General features: G+C 36.5%; 13 protein-coding genes, 6 tRNA genes and 2 rRNA genes. 3 read left to right on the top strand and 18 right to left on the bottom strand.

Annotated elements, in window-relative coordinates:
• Positions 1-4: 4 nt before the first annotated feature.
• Positions 5-814, bottom strand: coding sequence for a TnsA endonuclease N-terminal domain-containing protein (locus LDK52_RS14665; protein ID WP_169360602.1), 810 nt, complete (start codon positions 812-814; stop codon positions 5-7).
• Between the two features lie 402 nt (positions 815-1216).
• Between LDK52_RS14665 and LDK52_RS14670 the strand changes: the two genes are divergently transcribed.
• From LDK52_RS14670 to LDK52_RS14680, 3 genes are all read left to right on the top strand, one after another.
• On the top strand, positions 1217-3286 hold the full coding sequence (locus LDK52_RS14670) for an ATP-dependent nuclease (protein ID WP_277586700.1): 2070 nt from the start codon (positions 1217-1219) through the stop codon (positions 3284-3286).
• Positions 3265-4959, top strand: a complete 1695-nt coding sequence (locus LDK52_RS14675; RefSeq protein ID WP_277586701.1) for an ATP-dependent helicase — start codon at positions 3265-3267, stop codon at positions 4957-4959. Before LDK52_RS14670 ends, LDK52_RS14675 begins: the two co-directional genes overlap by 22 nt.
• Before the next feature lie 150 nt (positions 4960-5109).
• Positions 5110-5352: a hypothetical protein gene (locus tag LDK52_RS14680; RefSeq protein WP_277586702.1), complete on the top strand. Its 243-nt coding sequence runs from the start codon at positions 5110-5112 to the stop codon at positions 5350-5352.
• Between the two features lie 718 nt (positions 5353-6070).
• Here the strand turns inward: LDK52_RS14680 and glmS are convergent.
• The 17 genes from glmS to LDK52_RS14765 form a co-directional block, all read right to left on the bottom strand.
• On the bottom strand, positions 6071-7873 hold the full coding sequence (gene glmS / locus LDK52_RS14685) for a glutamine--fructose-6-phosphate transaminase (isomerizing) (protein WP_277586703.1): 1803 nt from the start codon (positions 7871-7873) through the stop codon (positions 6071-6073).
• 483 nt (positions 7874-8356) lie between these two features.
• Positions 8357-8869, bottom strand: coding sequence for a type 1 glutamine amidotransferase domain-containing protein (locus LDK52_RS14690; protein WP_277586704.1), 513 nt, complete (start codon positions 8867-8869; stop codon positions 8357-8359).
• 255 nt (positions 8870-9124) lie between these two features.
• Entirely contained in the window at positions 9125-10477 is a 1353-nt protein-coding gene (gene glmM / locus LDK52_RS14695) for a phosphoglucosamine mutase (RefSeq protein ID WP_277586705.1), read from the bottom strand.
• 37 nt (positions 10478-10514) lie between these two features.
• Positions 10515-11786: a CdaR family protein gene (locus tag LDK52_RS14700; protein WP_277586706.1), complete on the bottom strand. Its 1272-nt coding sequence runs from the start codon at positions 11784-11786 to the stop codon at positions 10515-10517.
• The gene (gene cdaA, locus LDK52_RS14705) at positions 11779-12612 is read right to left on the bottom strand and encodes a diadenylate cyclase CdaA (protein ID WP_277586707.1); all 834 of its coding nucleotides are present in this window, start codon (positions 12610-12612) and stop codon (positions 11779-11781) included. Before cdaA ends, LDK52_RS14700 begins: the two co-directional genes overlap by 8 nt.
• A gap of 119 nt (positions 12613-12731) precedes the next feature.
• On the bottom strand, positions 12732-13361 hold the full coding sequence (locus tag LDK52_RS14710; RefSeq protein WP_277586708.1) for a zf-HC2 domain-containing protein: 630 nt from the start codon (positions 13359-13361) through the stop codon (positions 12732-12734).
• Positions 13362-13379: 18 nt separating this feature from the next.
• On the bottom strand, positions 13380-13955 hold the full coding sequence (gene sigW, locus LDK52_RS14715) for an RNA polymerase sigma factor SigW (RefSeq protein ID WP_277586709.1): 576 nt from the start codon (positions 13953-13955) through the stop codon (positions 13380-13382).
• 175 nt (positions 13956-14130) lie between these two features.
• A complete protein-coding gene (gene rocF / locus LDK52_RS14720; RefSeq protein ID WP_277586710.1) occupies positions 14131-15030 on the bottom strand; it encodes an arginase in 900 nt (299 codons plus the stop codon).
• 70 nt (positions 15031-15100) lie between these two features.
• Positions 15101-15691 (bottom strand): GNAT family N-acetyltransferase, encoded by a 591-nt coding sequence (locus tag LDK52_RS14725; RefSeq protein WP_277586711.1) that lies wholly within the window; start codon positions 15689-15691, stop codon positions 15101-15103.
• Positions 15692-15876: 185 nt separating this feature from the next.
• Positions 15877-15949, bottom strand: a tRNA-Ala gene (locus LDK52_RS14730).
• 25 nt (positions 15950-15974) lie between these two features.
• A tRNA-Gln gene (locus LDK52_RS14735) sits at positions 15975-16049 on the bottom strand.
• Positions 16050-16055: 6 nt separating this feature from the next.
• Positions 16056-16139 (bottom strand) — tRNA-Tyr (locus LDK52_RS14740).
• Positions 16140-16159: 20 nt separating this feature from the next.
• A tRNA-Val gene (locus tag LDK52_RS14745) sits at positions 16160-16235 on the bottom strand.
• A 158-nt stretch (positions 16236-16393) separates the two neighbouring features.
• Positions 16394-16466: transfer RNA gene (locus LDK52_RS14750), tRNA-Thr, on the bottom strand.
• 12 nt (positions 16467-16478) lie between these two features.
• Positions 16479-16553, bottom strand: a tRNA-Asn gene (locus LDK52_RS14755).
• Between the two features lie 513 nt (positions 16554-17066).
• Positions 17067-17182: ribosomal RNA gene (gene rrf, locus LDK52_RS14760) — 5S ribosomal RNA — on the bottom strand.
• Positions 17183-17362: 180 nt separating this feature from the next.
• Positions 17363-17459, bottom strand: a 23S ribosomal RNA gene (locus LDK52_RS14765); the annotation flags it as partial.

The following is a 17459-nucleotide window of genomic DNA, read 5'->3' on the forward strand; positions in this document are numbered from 1 at the left end:
AATACTACTGTCTATCAACAATCAAACTTAGAGGTCTATTTTCCCTTATAAGCAGATTCATATCTGTTTTCCATAATTTATTTACCAACATGTGCTGAACAATATATAAAGATGTACCAGCCTCCAACCCAAGTTTCATATCGCATTTCAAACAATTTTTACTTATAGAATCTTTTGGGCTACAAGAGAAAAGGGTTTTAAGTAAAGGATCAGCAACTAAATCTATTACTTCTGAGTCAACACCTGGCCGTGTACCTAAAAATTTTGCATCATACATCCAGTCTATGTTTTTAATCATATTTATTGGTTTTGGTTTATCAAAAACCATTTTCCAACTTATACCCATCTCTAGGAAATATCGTCTCTCTATTTCAAATAATTCTAATGTTCTCTTTGTAAGCTTCGTCACTGGTTTTATAGTTCTAGCTACATCAGTTATTTCCCCGTCTTCGTTTACTACACTTAACATAAAATCCGTTGACATAATTACCTTCTCACCTTTGTAATGTGGATGGCGAATATTTAATTTATCCGCAATTTCAATAGTCATTTCTATTGGGGTCAACGGATACTGTTCTCTAATATCTACAACACAGTCTGCCCATTCTTGAACAAGAAGAAATTGGTATTCATGTTTGGATAGAGTATGATGTATTCTCCTTGTTTTCCATCCATGCGTCCTTGTCAACCACCCCTCAGAAGCTACCTTATTGTCATTGGCTTGTATAAAAGGTACATAGTCTTTCCCTCTCCCCTGGCCCCTGCCATCACTCAAACGATTTAAATGTGACTTACTAATACTGCTATTACTCATTTAACAACCCCCAATATAATAAAAGGCACATAACGGTATTCCATTATGCACCTCAATAATAGTTTTAATAATTTTCACTCTGAATTTTACTTATCAGAAAAATCTAAACGTTTATTTTATATGTAGTATAATAACCTTAATAGACTATTTTAAAACACTATTTTAAAAATAGTAGGAACTTTAAATTAAAAGATATAGTTTAAGGCAAAATAACGGATTCCTATTTAAAGCATTTGATAAATCCTTTGTTTGCTCCAAGAGTGGGAAACCTTTAATAATCCTTTTGCAAAGTTCTATGTTGAAAGGATAAAAATATTAATACAAATCCTTATTTTATTATGTTTATCTTCTTTATAAATTTTTAATGTAGCTTATAAGTCTAAAGAAAAGGATGAATTGAAAATGTATATCGCTGAATTAAGTATCGAGAATTTTAGAACATTTAATTCTAGAACAACAATTGAATTTCACGAAGGTACTAATGTGATAATAGGTCAAAATAATGCTGGAAAGACAACAATTATTAAAGCATTGCAATTGTTATTTGATAATCAACAGAACAAACGTTTATCAGTTGATGATTTTAATAGAACTATTACAACTACAGAATTAAAAAAGGCTCCTCCAAAAATAATAATTTCAGCAAAATTAGTTGAGTCGCTAGAGGAACCTGAATACTCTGATGACCTTGTAACTGTATCAACCTGGCTTACTAAAATTGAGAGTCCATATGAAGCTTGCATTACTTACGAGTTCTACCTACCAGATAAGGAAGTGGATTCTTACGTAAAAACGATGTCTGACATAGATGTAAATCAAACTGAAGAATACTGGAATGTCATTCGTAACATTTTTTTGAGAAAATACACACAAAAGATTTATGTAGGAAATCCAGAACAAAAAAACCTAATTGATCCAGAAAACATAAATAAATTTGACTTTCAATTCTTAACTGCCATTAGGGATGTTGAACGTGATCTTTTCACTGGAAGAAATACCTTATTAAAAGAAGTAATCGACTTTTTTATGGACTACGAGATTAAGATTGATGAAAAACTTAACAAAGATGAAAAAATAAAACAAATAAAAGCTAAGAAGAAAGCTTTTTCAACTGATGCACAACTTTTGATTACTTCATTGCAAGCTCGGATGAGTGAAGGAAACATTCACATGCTTAAATATGTTGAAGATACTGGAGCTGGATTTGGAGGTATGAAGCCATCTTTTGATGGGACGATATTAGATACAGAACTATATTCCGCTCTTAAACTAATTATAGAAAGTGAAACGGGTATTAAACTTCCTGCTATACATAATGGTCTTGGCTATAATAACTTGATTTACATTTCTCTTCTGCTGGCAAAAATGCAGAAAGATGCGTCAGGGGATTACTTAGGCTCAAATGCAAAGGTCTATTCAATTTTAGCTATTGAAGAGCCTGAAGCCCATTTACATCCTAATATGCAATATAAGTTTTTGAAGTTTTTAAAAGAAAACCAAAGTTCTCAAGTAAATCAAATTTTTATAACCTCTCATTCACCAAATATAACTGCAGCTGTTGAATTGGATGATATCATTGTATTGCAAAAAGAGCAGGAAAATGTTCATGTCGCTTATCCAGGGAGAGTATTTACTGCAAGTACAGAAGACCAAAAATCGAAAAATTACGTAAAACGTTTTATTGATGTGACAAAAGCAGATATGTTCTTTGCAAACAGTTTAATTTTGGTGGAGGGCTTAGCAGAGTTGTTGTTAGTTCCAGAGTTTGCAAAAAAGTTGGATTTTGATCTAGTGGATACTCATATTTCAATCATTAATATTGGTGGTCGGTACTTTGATCACTTTTTAAAATTGTTTGATCAAGAAAAGAGCGAGTATGCTATTAAGAAAAAAGTTGCATGTATTACAGACCTAGATCCCGTCCGAAAAGAAAGAAAAAAGGGTGCTTCTTGGGTTGCTTGTTCACCATTGTTTATTGACGTTGCTCCAAATAACTATGAATATAAATCATATTCGAATACTTTGATTGATAAAAGAAAAAATAATAAACAAGATTTAATTAAAGTATTTAGCCAAAAAGAAAAGGAAAGTTCTACATTTGAATATGACCTATTATTGAAAAATATTACTACTGAAAGCCTACTAACAGAATCAGTCTCTAATATAGAAGAAATAAAACGATTAATGAGCGCTTTAAAGGATGGGAAGTCGATTCAAGATATTACAGATATATTAAGCGAAAATAATTATGGAAAGGAAGTTAGAGAATATGTTAGTGGTGAAATATTTAATGAACCTAAAAAAGCGGAAAAAATAAAAGCTAAAATAATAGCCGGACGATATTTAAATTCTATAAAAAAGGGCCAAGTAGCACAGGAATTAGCTTATGTTGTTGCTACAAGTAATAAAGAAAAAATTAGTCCCCCAGACTACATTAAAGAGGCGATAACATGGATTTGTCAAAAGCAGTAAAGCTAAACGATAGTAATGGAAATATACCAATTGACAATCACTTCAAGCTTTATGCAGGTCCAGGTGCAGGAAAAACCACGTTTCTAACTCGTCATATTCACTGGATTTTAAATCAATCAAAAAAGCTATCGAAAGTTAAAAAAGTTGCTTGTATTACTTACACTAATATCGGTGTAGAAACCTTAAAAAGTCGTCTGAAAGATACAGGTGAAGATGTTGAGGTAAGCACTATACATAGCTTTCTTTACAAACATGTTTTAAAACCGTATTTGTGGATGTTAGATGATTGTCCTTTTCCTGTTGAACATTTAGACGGGCACGAAGAAGTTAAATTAGGAAGGTCTTTACTTCAAGAATACAAAACTAGAAGTAAACAACATTTTGATGAGAGTCTCAATAAGGATCTAGCTCATTCTTTGGGAAATTTAATGTGGATGTTAAATGGAACTACAATAGAACTGAATTTTCTCAAAGTATACCAATCCAAGGTTGGACGCTATAATATCAAGAAAAATTCATACTTAGTTTATAAAGAATTATGCTGGGAAAATGGACTTTTGAGTCATGATGATGTTCTATACTTTTCATATTTGCTTCTACTTCAAAAAAATGAAATAAGAGAAGTTATTAGAGCAAAATTCCCTTATATTCTACTAGATGAGTTTCAAGACACAAGTCCTCTACAAGCTGAAATCATTAAATTAATTGCGGAGAAAGAAACGGTAATCGGGGTTATTGGAGATCCTTGTCAGGCCATATTCTCATTTCAAGGTACTGATGATAATTTGTTTGATCAATTTAAACTTGATGGTATGTCCCTTCATTATTTAGAAAACAATCATCGCTCTACTGAACAAATCATCAAAATACTAAATCATATACGATCCCAGAGAGACTTTAATCAATGTAGTCCAGACAAAAAGGTTGGCGAGATTCCAGTATTACTAATTGGAAGTTCATTTACAGCACATAAGTATGTTTCTCAAACTCTTGGGTTTAACAGTTTCTATACATTGGCTTACCGAAATAATGAAACTAATGCTATTAAATATGATTTCAAGGGTAATAACACGGAGGGAATCGATTTGATTTTTGGAGATAGTTCTAGAGGATGGATGATTTATTATATTATCCATGCAATTGAATACGGGAAGCAATTAAAGTTACAAGATGCCATCAAATTTATGAAAAAAGCTTACAGAAAGATTGATGGATTTTCAGATAAGAAAGCATTTAGCAATCTGAAAAGACTCTTAGAAGCATATAATAATTTTTGCGATGGAAATATTAAAGATTTTTATAACAATTACATTTTTGGTCATTATGGAGTTAAAGGAAAAATTTCGAGTGGAAAGGTGAAAGGCTACTATGAACAATTACTTTATAAGAGAGCAGCAATAGAAGTCAAAATTTCTGATGATATAAGTGTGTTTAAGACTATCCACAAGTCAAAGGGCGATGAATTTGACAATGTTCTTGTTGTGATTCCAGAGACCAATAGTGAAAAGAGCCTTGAATTTTTGCTTACACCTGATATGAGTAAAGAAGATCACCGCGTTTACTATGTCGCATTAAGTAGAGCAAAAAAGAACCTATTTATTAATGTTCCTGTTATTTCTAGTGAAGTACTTCAGGAGTTAGCACATCTAAATATAGACCCCATTTACTTATAAGCAAAAAAAGGACTCAATTTGGTCCTTTTTTTTGTGGATGTGGCCTCGACGCTATTAATAATTAACATAAACAAATAAAAATATTTCGGTTAAAGAATAAGGAGTCTATTAATGGACAATAAATATTGTAAATAGGAGGGAAAATTAACTATGTTAAAAAAAGATGATGATAAAGTAATCTATTGCTACAGTTGTCGTAAAAAGAGCATATTTACTCGGAGAGATGTAAGTAATAATAGCGGTGTAGAAAGTCATTGTAGCGAGTGTGAATATATGTGGTTTGAATGGCAAAACCGAGCAGTAGAGCGAGAAAAAGAAAAATGGCTGGAATACAATGGAGGATTAAGAAGTAAGTTTAAACTCCCCAATCAAACTTCATACAATAACTCCTGATATTTATTTTTTTCTCTTTAAGTACGATTATATCATTAACTTTTAAATCCTTTACATGCAATATTGATTAGGTATACTACCCAATTTTTAATCTGGTTCTACTATATTTGAGATATTTTATTAAAAGAAAAAGGAACTAGATTTTTTTGAGTCCTTTGTGAAAGAGAATTGTAGCGGGTTTTCACCAGGTCCCCCAAAAACACAAGTACCTCTAACAGAAGTTTAAGGTCTTATGAATTCGTTCTACTCGTAATTACATCCTTCATGCAACATCATCCAAAATCACGCTTGAAGTGTTCGGTTTGTTTGAAATTGGCGATGAATATCACACCATGAAAGAATAACACTTTTCTGTTGTAACTTTAAAATAAAGTTTGATTAAAGATATCCTTTTAACCCTAAAAAAAGCAAATAAACAAAGTAACCCGTCTTGATTTAAAATATCAAACTTTATTTAATACTAACACTGAAATGGAAAATAAAGACAGCCTGTGGTTTTGTAGCATCCACAGGCTGTCTTTAACAATAATTTTGTTTTATAGATTTCTAACCATTTTCATGCTTTAATATATTATTTTGAAATAGTAGTATCTATCTGCTTGAGTTACCAACTATGTTGTAAAGTTACTAACTATGTTGTAAGGTTACCAACTATGTTGTAAAGTTACCAACTATGATGTAACTGGACAACAACAAAAATATTACAAATACCTAAAACCTATTCCACAGTAACTGATTTTGCTAGATTCCTAGGTTTGTCTACGTCGCAGTCTCTGTGTAATGCTGCGTAATAGCTAATAAGTTGTAATGGAATTACAGCTACTAGTGGAGCGAAGAGCTCGTTTACTTTTGGAAGTACGTAGCGATCTCCTTCTTCCTCATGGCCTTCCATTGAAATGATACATGGGTTAGCGCCACGTGCCACTACTTCTTTCACATTACCGCGTATATTTAGGCTTACTGCTTTTTGAGTAGCTAAAGCAATGATTGGTGTACCGTCTTCAATAAGAGCAATCGTACCGTGTTTTAGTTCTCCACCAGCAAATCCTTCTGCCTGGATATACGAAATTTCTTTTAGTTTTAATGCACCTTCTTGGCTTACGTAGAAGTCTACATTGCGTCCTATGAAAAATGCATTTCTTGTAGTTGCTAAAAATTCCGTTGCGATTTCTTCCATCTCTTCTTTAGAATCTACAATTGCTTGAACAGCATTTGCTGCAATTCCCAATTCTTTTACAGCATCAAAGTCTAGTGTTTTCCCTTGAGCAAGTGCGTATACAGATGCCGTTACCATTAAAACAGCAACCTGTGCAACATACGCTTTTGTTGAAGCAACCGCAATCTCTGGCCCTGCGTGAAGTAAAAGGGTGTGATCTGCTTCACGTGATAGAGTAGAACCCGGCACATTGGTCATCGTAATAGTTGGATAACCTAATTTTTTTATCTTCACAAGAACTTGTCTGCTATCAGCCGTTTCTCCTGATTGTGTTAGGAACATAAAGATTGGTTTTTCCGATAATAGTGGCATATTGTAGCCAAACTCACTAGAAATATGCACTTCTACAGGAATACCAGCAATTTTTTCAAAGTATTCTTTACCGATCAATCCACCATGGTAGCTCGTTCCAGCAGCAATGATGTATAGACGGTCAGCCTCTTGAAGTGCCATCAAGATAGCAGGGTCAATTGTAAGCTCCCCTTGCTCATTTTGGTAAGCTTGAATAATTTTACGAATAACAGCTGGCTGCTCATCGATTTCTTTTAACATATAATGAGGATATGTTCCTTTTTCAATATCGCTCATATCTAGCTCTGCTTTGTATGGGGCACGTTCCACTTTTGTGCCTTCCAACGTTTGAATTTCTACAGAATCTTTGCGTACGATTACGATTTCTTGATCATGAAGCTCCACGTACTGCTCCGTTACTTGTAGCATTGCCATTGCATCCGAGGCTACCACGTTAAATCCGTCTCCAACCCCTACTAGTAGTGGTGATTTGTTTTTCGCCACATAAATAGTATCTTCGTCTTCATTATCTAGTAATGCTAGTGCATATGACCCGTGTATTAAATGCAATGTTTTACGAAGTGCATCAACTGTAGATAATCCGTCTTTAGAAAAACGCTCGATCAGCTGTACAATAACTTCCGTATCTGTTTCAGAAGTCATTTCCACTTCTGATAAATATGCTTTTTTCATCAAATGGTAATTTTCGATTACTCCGTTATGCACTAATGTGAAACGTTTTGTTGTACTTTGATGTGGATGTGCATTTTCTTGGTTTGGTACGCCGTGAGTTGCCCAGCGAGTATGACCAATACCAACATTGGCCCCTACTTCTGTATCTACTACTCCCCGTAAATCCGCAATACGTCCTTTTTCTTTGAATACCATAACTCCATCTTCGTTTATTACAGCAATACCCGCTGAATCATAGCCGCGGTATTCTAATTTCTCTAACCCTTTTAATAAAATCTCTTTTGCATCTATTTCTCCAATATATCCAACAATTCCACACATAATTTAAATTCCTCCGTTTACATTCATGTCAAAACAAGCTCCCTACACAAGACGTGTAGTAGCTAATTAAGCTTAGAATGCCTTCTTTTTCACCTGTTATCCGATCACTCGAATGTTTTATGAAAAAGAATAACAACCGGGCAAATACGGTCGGGAGGCATCCGCCGAATTTTCGATAACCTCCACCTCGTCTGCTGAAGATGATTTTCCGTCCAATTTCTTCAGCTCTGGCGCTATAATTGTTTTCTGTGTTTTACGCGTTACCTTTCCTCCATTTCTACGCGGTTACCAATGCGAGATTAGTAACTTTTCCATTATATATGTTCATAGTATGCTCGTCAATTTAATGGGTGTGAGGAGGTTAAGCAACTTACAGAGCTATTACTAATATAAATAATTCGGTAAGATGCTTCCTTAGAGACGGGTGATGTAACGCAATTAAAAAGAACACCTTCTAAAAATAGAAGATGCTCTCTTTTTGATTTAGCCTAACAGCTTAACAATTTCCCTGTTAAACGCTGGGATATCATCCGGAGTACGACTTGTCACTAATTGATTTTGGCAAACAAATACCTCTTCGTCATGGAATTTTACGCCCGCATTTTCTAAGTCCACTTTAATCGACTTATATCCTGTTGCGTCTCTACCATCCAATGTTTTCGCAGTTATCAGTAATTGTGGACCATGACAAATTGCAAATACTGGTTTTTTCTCATCCATAAAATACTTGGCAAATTGAACAAATCGATCATCCGCTCTTAAAATATCCGGTGAAAATCCTCCAGGTATAAATAATGCGTCAAAGTCTTCCGGCTTCACATCGTCAATACCATAATCGACTATCAGCGTAGCTTCGCCGTTTTTACCTGTTACCTCATTACCTGCTTCTTTTTCAATTGTAAATACCTCATGCCCTGCATCGTTTAGTGCCTGGGCTGGACCTGTGTACTCTACATCCTCAAACATATTTGTGATTAATGTTGCTACTTTAGCCATTTCCTCACTCCTTAATTGTTTGTACACTCTTACTATTCCACTAAACTTTGCCTAATAAACATAAAGTGTAACTTCAATGAGCGGGGTTTTCTTCATCCCCACTCATTGTTAGTTGAACCAATCGGGCTTTTACGGGCAGTTATCTTCCCACTTATACTTTGTCACTTGGGTGCCAAGCCTTGGAGTGGGAGTATTACTGCCCGTTAATGCAGGATAAAAAATCCGACACACTTTAAGTATGTCGGATTTCTATATTTATTCTTCTAGGCCCATTTCAGCTTTAACAACTTCTACGATTCGGTTTACGTAGGTTTCGCATTCCACTTCGGTAGCTGCTTCAACCATTACGCGAACTAAAGGTTCCGTACCAGATGGACGTACAAGGACACGACCATTTCCAGCCATTTCACTTTCTACTTCACTAATAATAGCTGCAACTTTTTCATTTTCGGTTACAGCATACTTATCTGTTACTCGAACATTAATAAGGCTTTGTGGATAGATTGTCATTTCGGCAGCAAGCTCGGAAAGTTTTTTACCTGTTACTTTCATAATGTTCACAAGCTGTAAACCCGTTAATAAACCATCTCCAGTTGTATTGTAATCAAGGAAAACGATATGTCCTGACTGCTCCCCACCTAGGTTATAGCCATTTTTTTTCATCTCTTCTACTACATATCGATCACCAACCGCAGTTTTTACACTTGTCATATTATGTGATTCCAATGCTTTATAGAAGCCCATATTACTCATTACAGTAGAAACTACTGTCCCGTTGTTTAGACGTCCATGTGCATGCAAATGTTTGGCGCAAATATACATAATTTGGTCACCATCTACGATTTGTCCCTTTTCATCTACCGCAATCAGACGATCTCCATCTCCGTCAAAAGCAAGCCCAATATCTGCTCCTTTTTCTAGAACAAACTTCGCCAAGTTTTCAGGATGTGTAGAACCTACTCCATCATTAATATTCAAGCCATTGGGAGAAGATCCCATAGTAGATAGATCAGCATCTAGATCAGCAAATACATGCGTTCCAAGAGACGATGTTGAACCATTTGCACAGTCGAGAGCCACATGAATCCCTACAAATTCTTCATCTATTGTTTGTTTCAAATAATGAATGTATTTTTGACCACCTTCGAAGTAATCAGATACCGATCCTACACCTGCTCCAGTTGGGCGTGGTAATTCATCTATACCACTATCTAATATCTGCTCAATTTCTTCCTCTTGTCCATCAGATAATTTAAATCCGTCCGAGCCAAAGAATTTAATACCGTTATCTGCCACAGGATTATGAGAGGCAGAAATCATGACACCGGCACTTGCACTCATCGCTCTCGTTAAATAGGCTACAGCTGGTGTACTAATAACGCCTAGTCGCATTACCTCTACGCCAACCGATAATAGGCCAGCCACAAGTGCACCTTCTAGCATATGACCAGATATACGAGTATCCCGACCAATCAATACTTTTGGACGCGCTGTAACTTCCTTCGTCAGTATATAACCACCAACTCTACCCAATTTAAATGCAAGTTCTGGTGTTAGCTCTGAGTTCGCTACGCCTCTAACTCCATCTGTACCAAAATATTTTCCCATTTATTCTTCTCTCCTTAAAAACCAGTTGTACTGTCTATTAAGCTTCTTTAACCGTTAGGACTGCTTCCTGTTCAGAAGTTTCCCACTCTATATCAGATGAACCTTCTACTTGGATAGGAAGCGTGCTCTCGCCCACTCCGGAATTGGTTGCTTCTACATATACAGAAAAATTGTTTAATTGAATATTGTCTAAAGCCTCTGCTGTTCCTTTAGCAACAACCGATACGGTGCCATCAGTTGGTTGTTCAAAGTTACTCACCAGCTTCTCTGGCAATCCTCTTACAGTGACGGCTACTTGCTCAAACGACTTTTCTGTAATTGTTGAAACAGGTTCTTCCTGTTCAAGTGCTGCTTCTGCGTCGGGATCAGGTGCAATCGTAACGTCTCCTGTTATCTCTATTGCCTCTTTTGATAGTTTTGTAACCCCTTCTGGTACATTTAATTTCATATTAAAGCTTCCAGACTTTTCTATCTTACTTATATCTACATCGACATTTAACTGATCTATTTTATCCAGGACTGATTTCGGTCCATATAATCGAATTGTTTCTGTATCTGTAGTTAGTCCATTGACGGTAATTCCTTCTTTAGGATTACCTTGTTCCACTAGAGCTACCGGTAACACTTTACTATACTCTTCTATTTCCACACTTACTTGAACAGAGCTTGGTTCAACGACAACGTCTAACTTATTTAAGTCAAGATCAAGTACTTTGACAGTTGTTTCTTGATCAAAGGACTTATTGATATCTTGATCAACTGCGATAGTAGCTTTTACATAACCTATGCTATCAATAATACTTTTTGCTCCTGTAATCATTACTTTTTGTGGTTTTACTTCATAGGACTTGACCACGTAATTATCAGCTAACAGGCTTTCATTCATATCAGTTTCTACGCTAAATTCACGAGATATACGCTCTTCAATTACAACATCGACATATATAGGATCTGTTCGAACATTTAATTTTTCAGGGAAATTTTCTGTTGTAATCGGGACTCGATGTGTTCCTATAGCTAGTTCTCGAAGGTCCACAAAAACTTTAAAATCTTTCATTAATTTAGCTGATAGTACCAATTGTTTAGGACCTTCTACATTGATGTTAACTGTCTTTGGAGGACCAGTAACTACCAGGTTTTCATCGTCATAGTAAACTTCCAGAGGTATATCACGAATTACATCGACATCATTGCTGCTTAAGTTTGTATTATCTCTTTCTATATCACTTTTCACACTTATAAAAAGGGCTATCGCTAATACTAGGGCAATTATCCGCAAGAACCATGGATTATTCATCATCTTATCCATTTTGTTTCCCCCTCCATAACCATTTAGAAGAAGTTACTTGTTCCTCTGCTGGAAACCAAAGGCGAGTTAAATGGGACTCAAATTCCTCTATCGATAAATCTCTTCGTAAATCTCCATTGGAGGTTAAGCTAATCGCACCAGTTTCTTCTGAAACAACAATCGTTATAGCATCCGTCACTTCACTCAAGCCAATTGCAGCTCGATGCCTAGTACCTAGCTCTTTCGATATGAAAGGACTTTCAGATAGTGGCAAATAAGAAGCCGCGGAAGCAATAGTATTTTTTTTGATGATAACCGCGCCATCATGAAGCGGCGTGTTTGGTATGAATATATTAATAAGAAGCTCTGATGTGATATAAGAGTTTAGCGGGATTCCCGTTTCTATATAATCTGTCAACCCAGTTTCTCTCTCTATAGAGATCAGTGCTCCAATTCGTCGTTTAGCCATATAACTAATCGATTTCGTCATCGCTGTAATTAATCGGTTTTGCTCTTCTTCCAGTTGCATTGTGCTTCTAGTGAATAACTTCCCTCTTCCTATCTGTTCAAGCGCTCTTCTTATTTCTGGCTGGAAAATAATAATAATAGCTAAGAAACCATACTCAATTACTCGATCTAATAGCCAATCAAGTGTATTTAAGCCGAAAAAGTCCGTCAAGACTCGTGCAACGATAATGACAAAAATCCCTTTTAACAATTGTACTGCTTTAGTTCCTTTTATTAAGGTAATAACCTTATAAATGACAAACCATACAAATAAAACATCTAAAATATTAACAATAACGTTTACTGGCATTAGGTTTGTAAATTGCTCCATAAACGACATGTGGCATCCCCCACTTTTCATCACTAATCCATTTTAAATAAGTATACCATAATTATGGTAATCCCTCGCTTTTAGAACAAAAAAAGTCTATCCAAGGAGATACATGGATAGACTTATCGTTATTTTTTCTCATCTTTTTCAAAGAATGATACAACTTCCTTTGCACCACCTTTAATTTTGTACCATAGCCAGTCAAAAGCTTCATTTATTTCCTCACTAGTGCCGGTAATATTTGCGGTAGAGGCCATATATGCGGAACCATTGATAATGGTTAAGTTTCCATCTAATTCTCCGTCAATCTGAACATTTCCGTTACGAACGACCAGATCACCTTTAACGACTTGTCCTTCAGGGATTATAACTGTTTCTCCTTCTACAACTACGTTTTCTTGTTTAGTAAAGGAGAACTGTTGCTCATCATTAAAGTTCGTAAAAAGTGCACTGCTCATCAGTAAAAGGAACATTGCGGCAGCTGCAAGAATTGGATGACGTCGCAACCATTTACTTACTCCTGCATGGGATTTCTCTTTCGGTAACCTAGCAATAACAGAATGATTGAAATCATTTGGCGCCTCTATATGAGCAGCTCCTTTGACGAAAGCAACAACATCGCTTAACTCATGCATATGAACCTGACAAGCTTCGCATGATTGCAAATGAGATTTAAGTTCCAGCTCATGTTCACGGCTGATTTCACCATCTAAATATTCGTGCATAAAGTGAACAATTCGTTCTGGACACGCATTCATCGTGATTTCCTCCTATCATTAAAAAATCTGAGGCTGTCTGCTTAGTTGCTTCCTAAGCGCTTCTCGTCCTCTATGAATTCTTGTTTTAACAGTTCCAAGTGGTAAATCTAATATCTCACTTATTTCTTGAAGTGATAATTCTTCCATATATTTTAATACGATAGCCGATCTATATTTGTCAGGAAGCCTACTAATTTCATACTGTATGCGTTCCTGTAGCTCAAGCTTCATGAGTTCTTCTTCTGGAAGTTCATCAGATGCTGCTATTTGAGAATACATGTCAAGTCCTTCTGTACCTCTTACTTCCGCATCTAAATAGTAATCCGGCTTTTTCTTTCGAATACGATCAATACATAAGTTTGTCGCAATTCTATACAGCCAAGTTGAAAACTTTCTTTTTTGATCAAACGTATGAATATTAATAAAAGCACGGACAAAAGCTTCTTGAGCTATATCCTCTGCCTCATGACGGTTACCAAGCATCCTAAAGCACACTTGAAATAACCTATGCTGATACAGGTCGACAATTTCCGCGAATGCGTCTTTATCACCCTTTAATACTTGTTTTATTCGTTTGTTCACTAACGCATCCATCGTGTAATTTCGCCCCCGCTCTATGCGGCTGTCTTACCTATACGTGCGAAGGTATCAACAGGTTTCATTTTATTTTGTATATCTTAATATTATCAAACTTTTCCATCTTTGTGTGGATTTTCAAAACAAAAAAAAGCAGACTACAAGTCCACTTTTTCATATTGAGATAAAATTTTTATATAAGACTTTCACCTAATAGTGATCCCATCAGTCCTACAGCTACATCAGCTGTCTTATTTTTTTCATCGAGAATTGGATTTACTTCTACGAATTCAGCTGAAGTTATCATATTTGAAGCATAGAGCATTTCCATCGCTAAATGACTTTCTCGGTATGTTATACCTCCAGTCACTGGAGTTCCTACCCCAGGTGTATATAATGGATCTAACCCATCTAAATCTAGCGAAAGATGAACCCCATCAACTTTGCGATCCTGGAAGTATTGAATCGTTTGGTCCATCACTTCCGACATTCCAAGCTTATCAATTTCATGCATCGAGAATACTTTAATCCCTTTTTCTCTGATTAATTCACGCTCTCCTGGATCTACTGAACGAGCACCAATAATCACTACATTCTCAGGTTTAATCTTTGGTGAAAAATCTCGAATATTCAAGAGCTCCTCATGACCTAGTCCAATACTAACTGCAAGTGGCATCCCATGGATATTTCCTGATGGGGACGTTTCAGCTGTATTCAAATCGGCATGCGCGTCATACCAAATGACTCCCAGGTTGTCATAACTATCCGCTAAGCCTGCAAGTGTCCCAATAGCAATACTGTGATCCCCTCCAAGTACTATTGGAAAATTACCTTCACCAATAATATCGTGAACGCGATTAGCGAGTAATGTATTCGCTGCAACCACTTCTTCTAGATTACGTAATTTTGTATTTTGAGATAACTCTCTTCCGCCTATCGCAATATCCCCTAAATCGTTCACGGAGTGGCCAATATTCTGAAGTCTTTCTACTGCACCAGCATACCTTATAGCACTTGGTCCCATATCGACCCCTCGTCTGTTTTGACCAAGGTCCATTGGAACTCCTATAATTGATATATTTAATTTATTCATTATTTAATCTCCCCTTTAGTTATTACACCTATTGTAAGTGCTAAAGGGCTTTTGGCTCAACCAAGCATAATTACGAATATTTATTCATTAATTGAACGAGCTCATATTTCACTTCCAACCATTCACTTTCAATGATAGAGTACACAACCGCATTTCGAGCAGTACCGTTAGATCGGACTCGCTCATTACGAAGTATCCCCTCTTTTACTCCGCCAATCCGTTCGATTGCTCGTTGAGAAGAAAGATTCAATTCATCCGTTTTAAACTGTACTCGAATTGTACCCATTTGCTCAAAGCAATGCTTTAACAATAAATACTTACAAGTAGTATTTACATGTGTACGCTGATATTGCTTCCCATAGAAAGTAGAGCCTATCTCGCAACTAAAATTTGTCTGATCTATTCCATAAATACGTGTGGTACCCATAATCTCTTTCGTATCTGTATTTTCTACTACAAATGCATGAGCAGTTGCTGTATCATTCATTTGATGAATTCCAGCATCCAACCATTTTTCTAGCTGTTCTTCACTTTCAATCTTATTTAACATAAACTCAAATATTTCCGGTTCATACAGTTCCCACAATAATCCACTATCTGAAATTAGTAGCGGACGTAAGGTCACATCCCCATAAGTTAATGTCTCGGCCAAATCGTACACCTCGCTTTTATTTCATCATAAACTAAACTACTTAATATTAGAAAGTGTTTTTTCTTACGTGAGACCCAACACCCTCCTTGCAACTAAAAGGTGAGGGTCGACTGATAGTAAAAAGCATATACTTTCTTGTTATAATAAAAAAACTCTTTCAACTTTTGGTTGAAAGAGTTTTACTATTATATTTATGGAGCCTAGCGGGATCGAACCGCTGACCTCCTGCGTGCAAGGCAGGCGCTCTCCCAGCTGAGCTAAGGCCCCATGTGTTATTTAAATTAGAAAAAATTGGCTGGGGTACCTGGATTCGAACCAGGGCATGATGGAATCAAAATCCATTGCCTTACCGCTTGGCTATACCCCAATAAACTGGTGGAGGGGGGCGGATTCGAACCGCCGAACCCTAAGGAGCGGATTTACAGTCCGCCGCGTTTAGCCACTTCGCTACCCCTCCGAAGCTAAATTTTAAAATAATGGTGGAGGATGACGGGCTCGAACCGCCGACCCTCTGCTTGTAAGGCAGATGCTCTCCCAGCTGAGCTAATCCTCCTAGGTTTAGAAAATACTAGTACATTATAGCTTTCCGTATTGTACTACTATTATTCATTCAGATAAAACTATCTCCTGATTATTTAAAAACCAGACAAGAATTATAATAACATATATCTGGCACTAGGACAAGTATTTCCCATAAATAATTTGTAGTGAAGCTTCCAACCGGATTTGAACCGGTGACCTCTTCCTTACCATGGAAGCACTCTACCTACTGAGCTATGGAAGCAAGACAAAAAAATGGCTCCGAAGGTAGGACTCGAACCTACGACCAATCGATTAACAGTCGATTGCTCTACCACTGAGCTACTTCGGAATGGGAATCTATTTAAAGTACAAGTATAATTATAGCAACTCTCCATAGAATTTCAAGTCTGGATTTAAATAATTGTATAGTTATGTTCCTATTTTCGGCAAGGATGAATTCTACTATTGCTTACATGAGCATCGGAAACAATTGGGACTTTAAGAAAGGGCAGAGAAATCAATTTCTTCTACTAACTAACGATACGAGAACAAAAACGCTTCTTCGCCAGCCGTACTCGTTCGATTCTCACGTATATCATACGCTCTAAGACTCACTTCCTTGTTTCCTCCAACTACTTTGCCCCTCTACTTTCTCTGACACTTTAGTGTGGCCCATAAAAACGTCGTTATTGCCCTTAATTTTATCTAAATAGCCCCTAAGTGGATTTAATTGATCCAAAGATTACTTTAAAGCCCATAAATAAAAAAATATAGCCCTTAAAACTGTAGATATAGCCCATAACAATAATTTCATTACAAAAAAGTCGCTACCGATATAACTCGGTAACGACTTTTTTTTGGTGCCTAGCGACGTCCTACTCTCACAGGGGGAAACCCCCAACTACCATCGGCGCTGAAGAGCTTAACTTCCGTGTTCGGTATGGGAACGGGTGTGGCCTCTTCGCCATCATCACTAGACTCTTTCGGCTTTCAATATACATCGTACTTCTTCGTCAACTGGATTCGTTCGGTCAGTCACATACGTTAGTATGTTCCTTTCCTCTCACTTGTTTTCTCGATTTACTCGTATCTTGAAACCCTCATTAGAGTGCTTGTTCACTCAAAACTGGATAAACGACATTGTTACGTTAAACAAATTTGGTTAAGTCCTCGATCGATTAGTATTCGTCAGCTGCACGTGTCGCCACGCTTCCACCCCGAACCTATCTACCTCATCGTCTTTGAGGGATCTTAC

The sequence above is a fragment of the Psychrobacillus antarcticus genome, assembly GCF_029533155.1.
Lineage (GTDB): Bacteria > Bacillota > Bacilli > Bacillales_A > Planococcaceae > Psychrobacillus > Psychrobacillus antarcticus.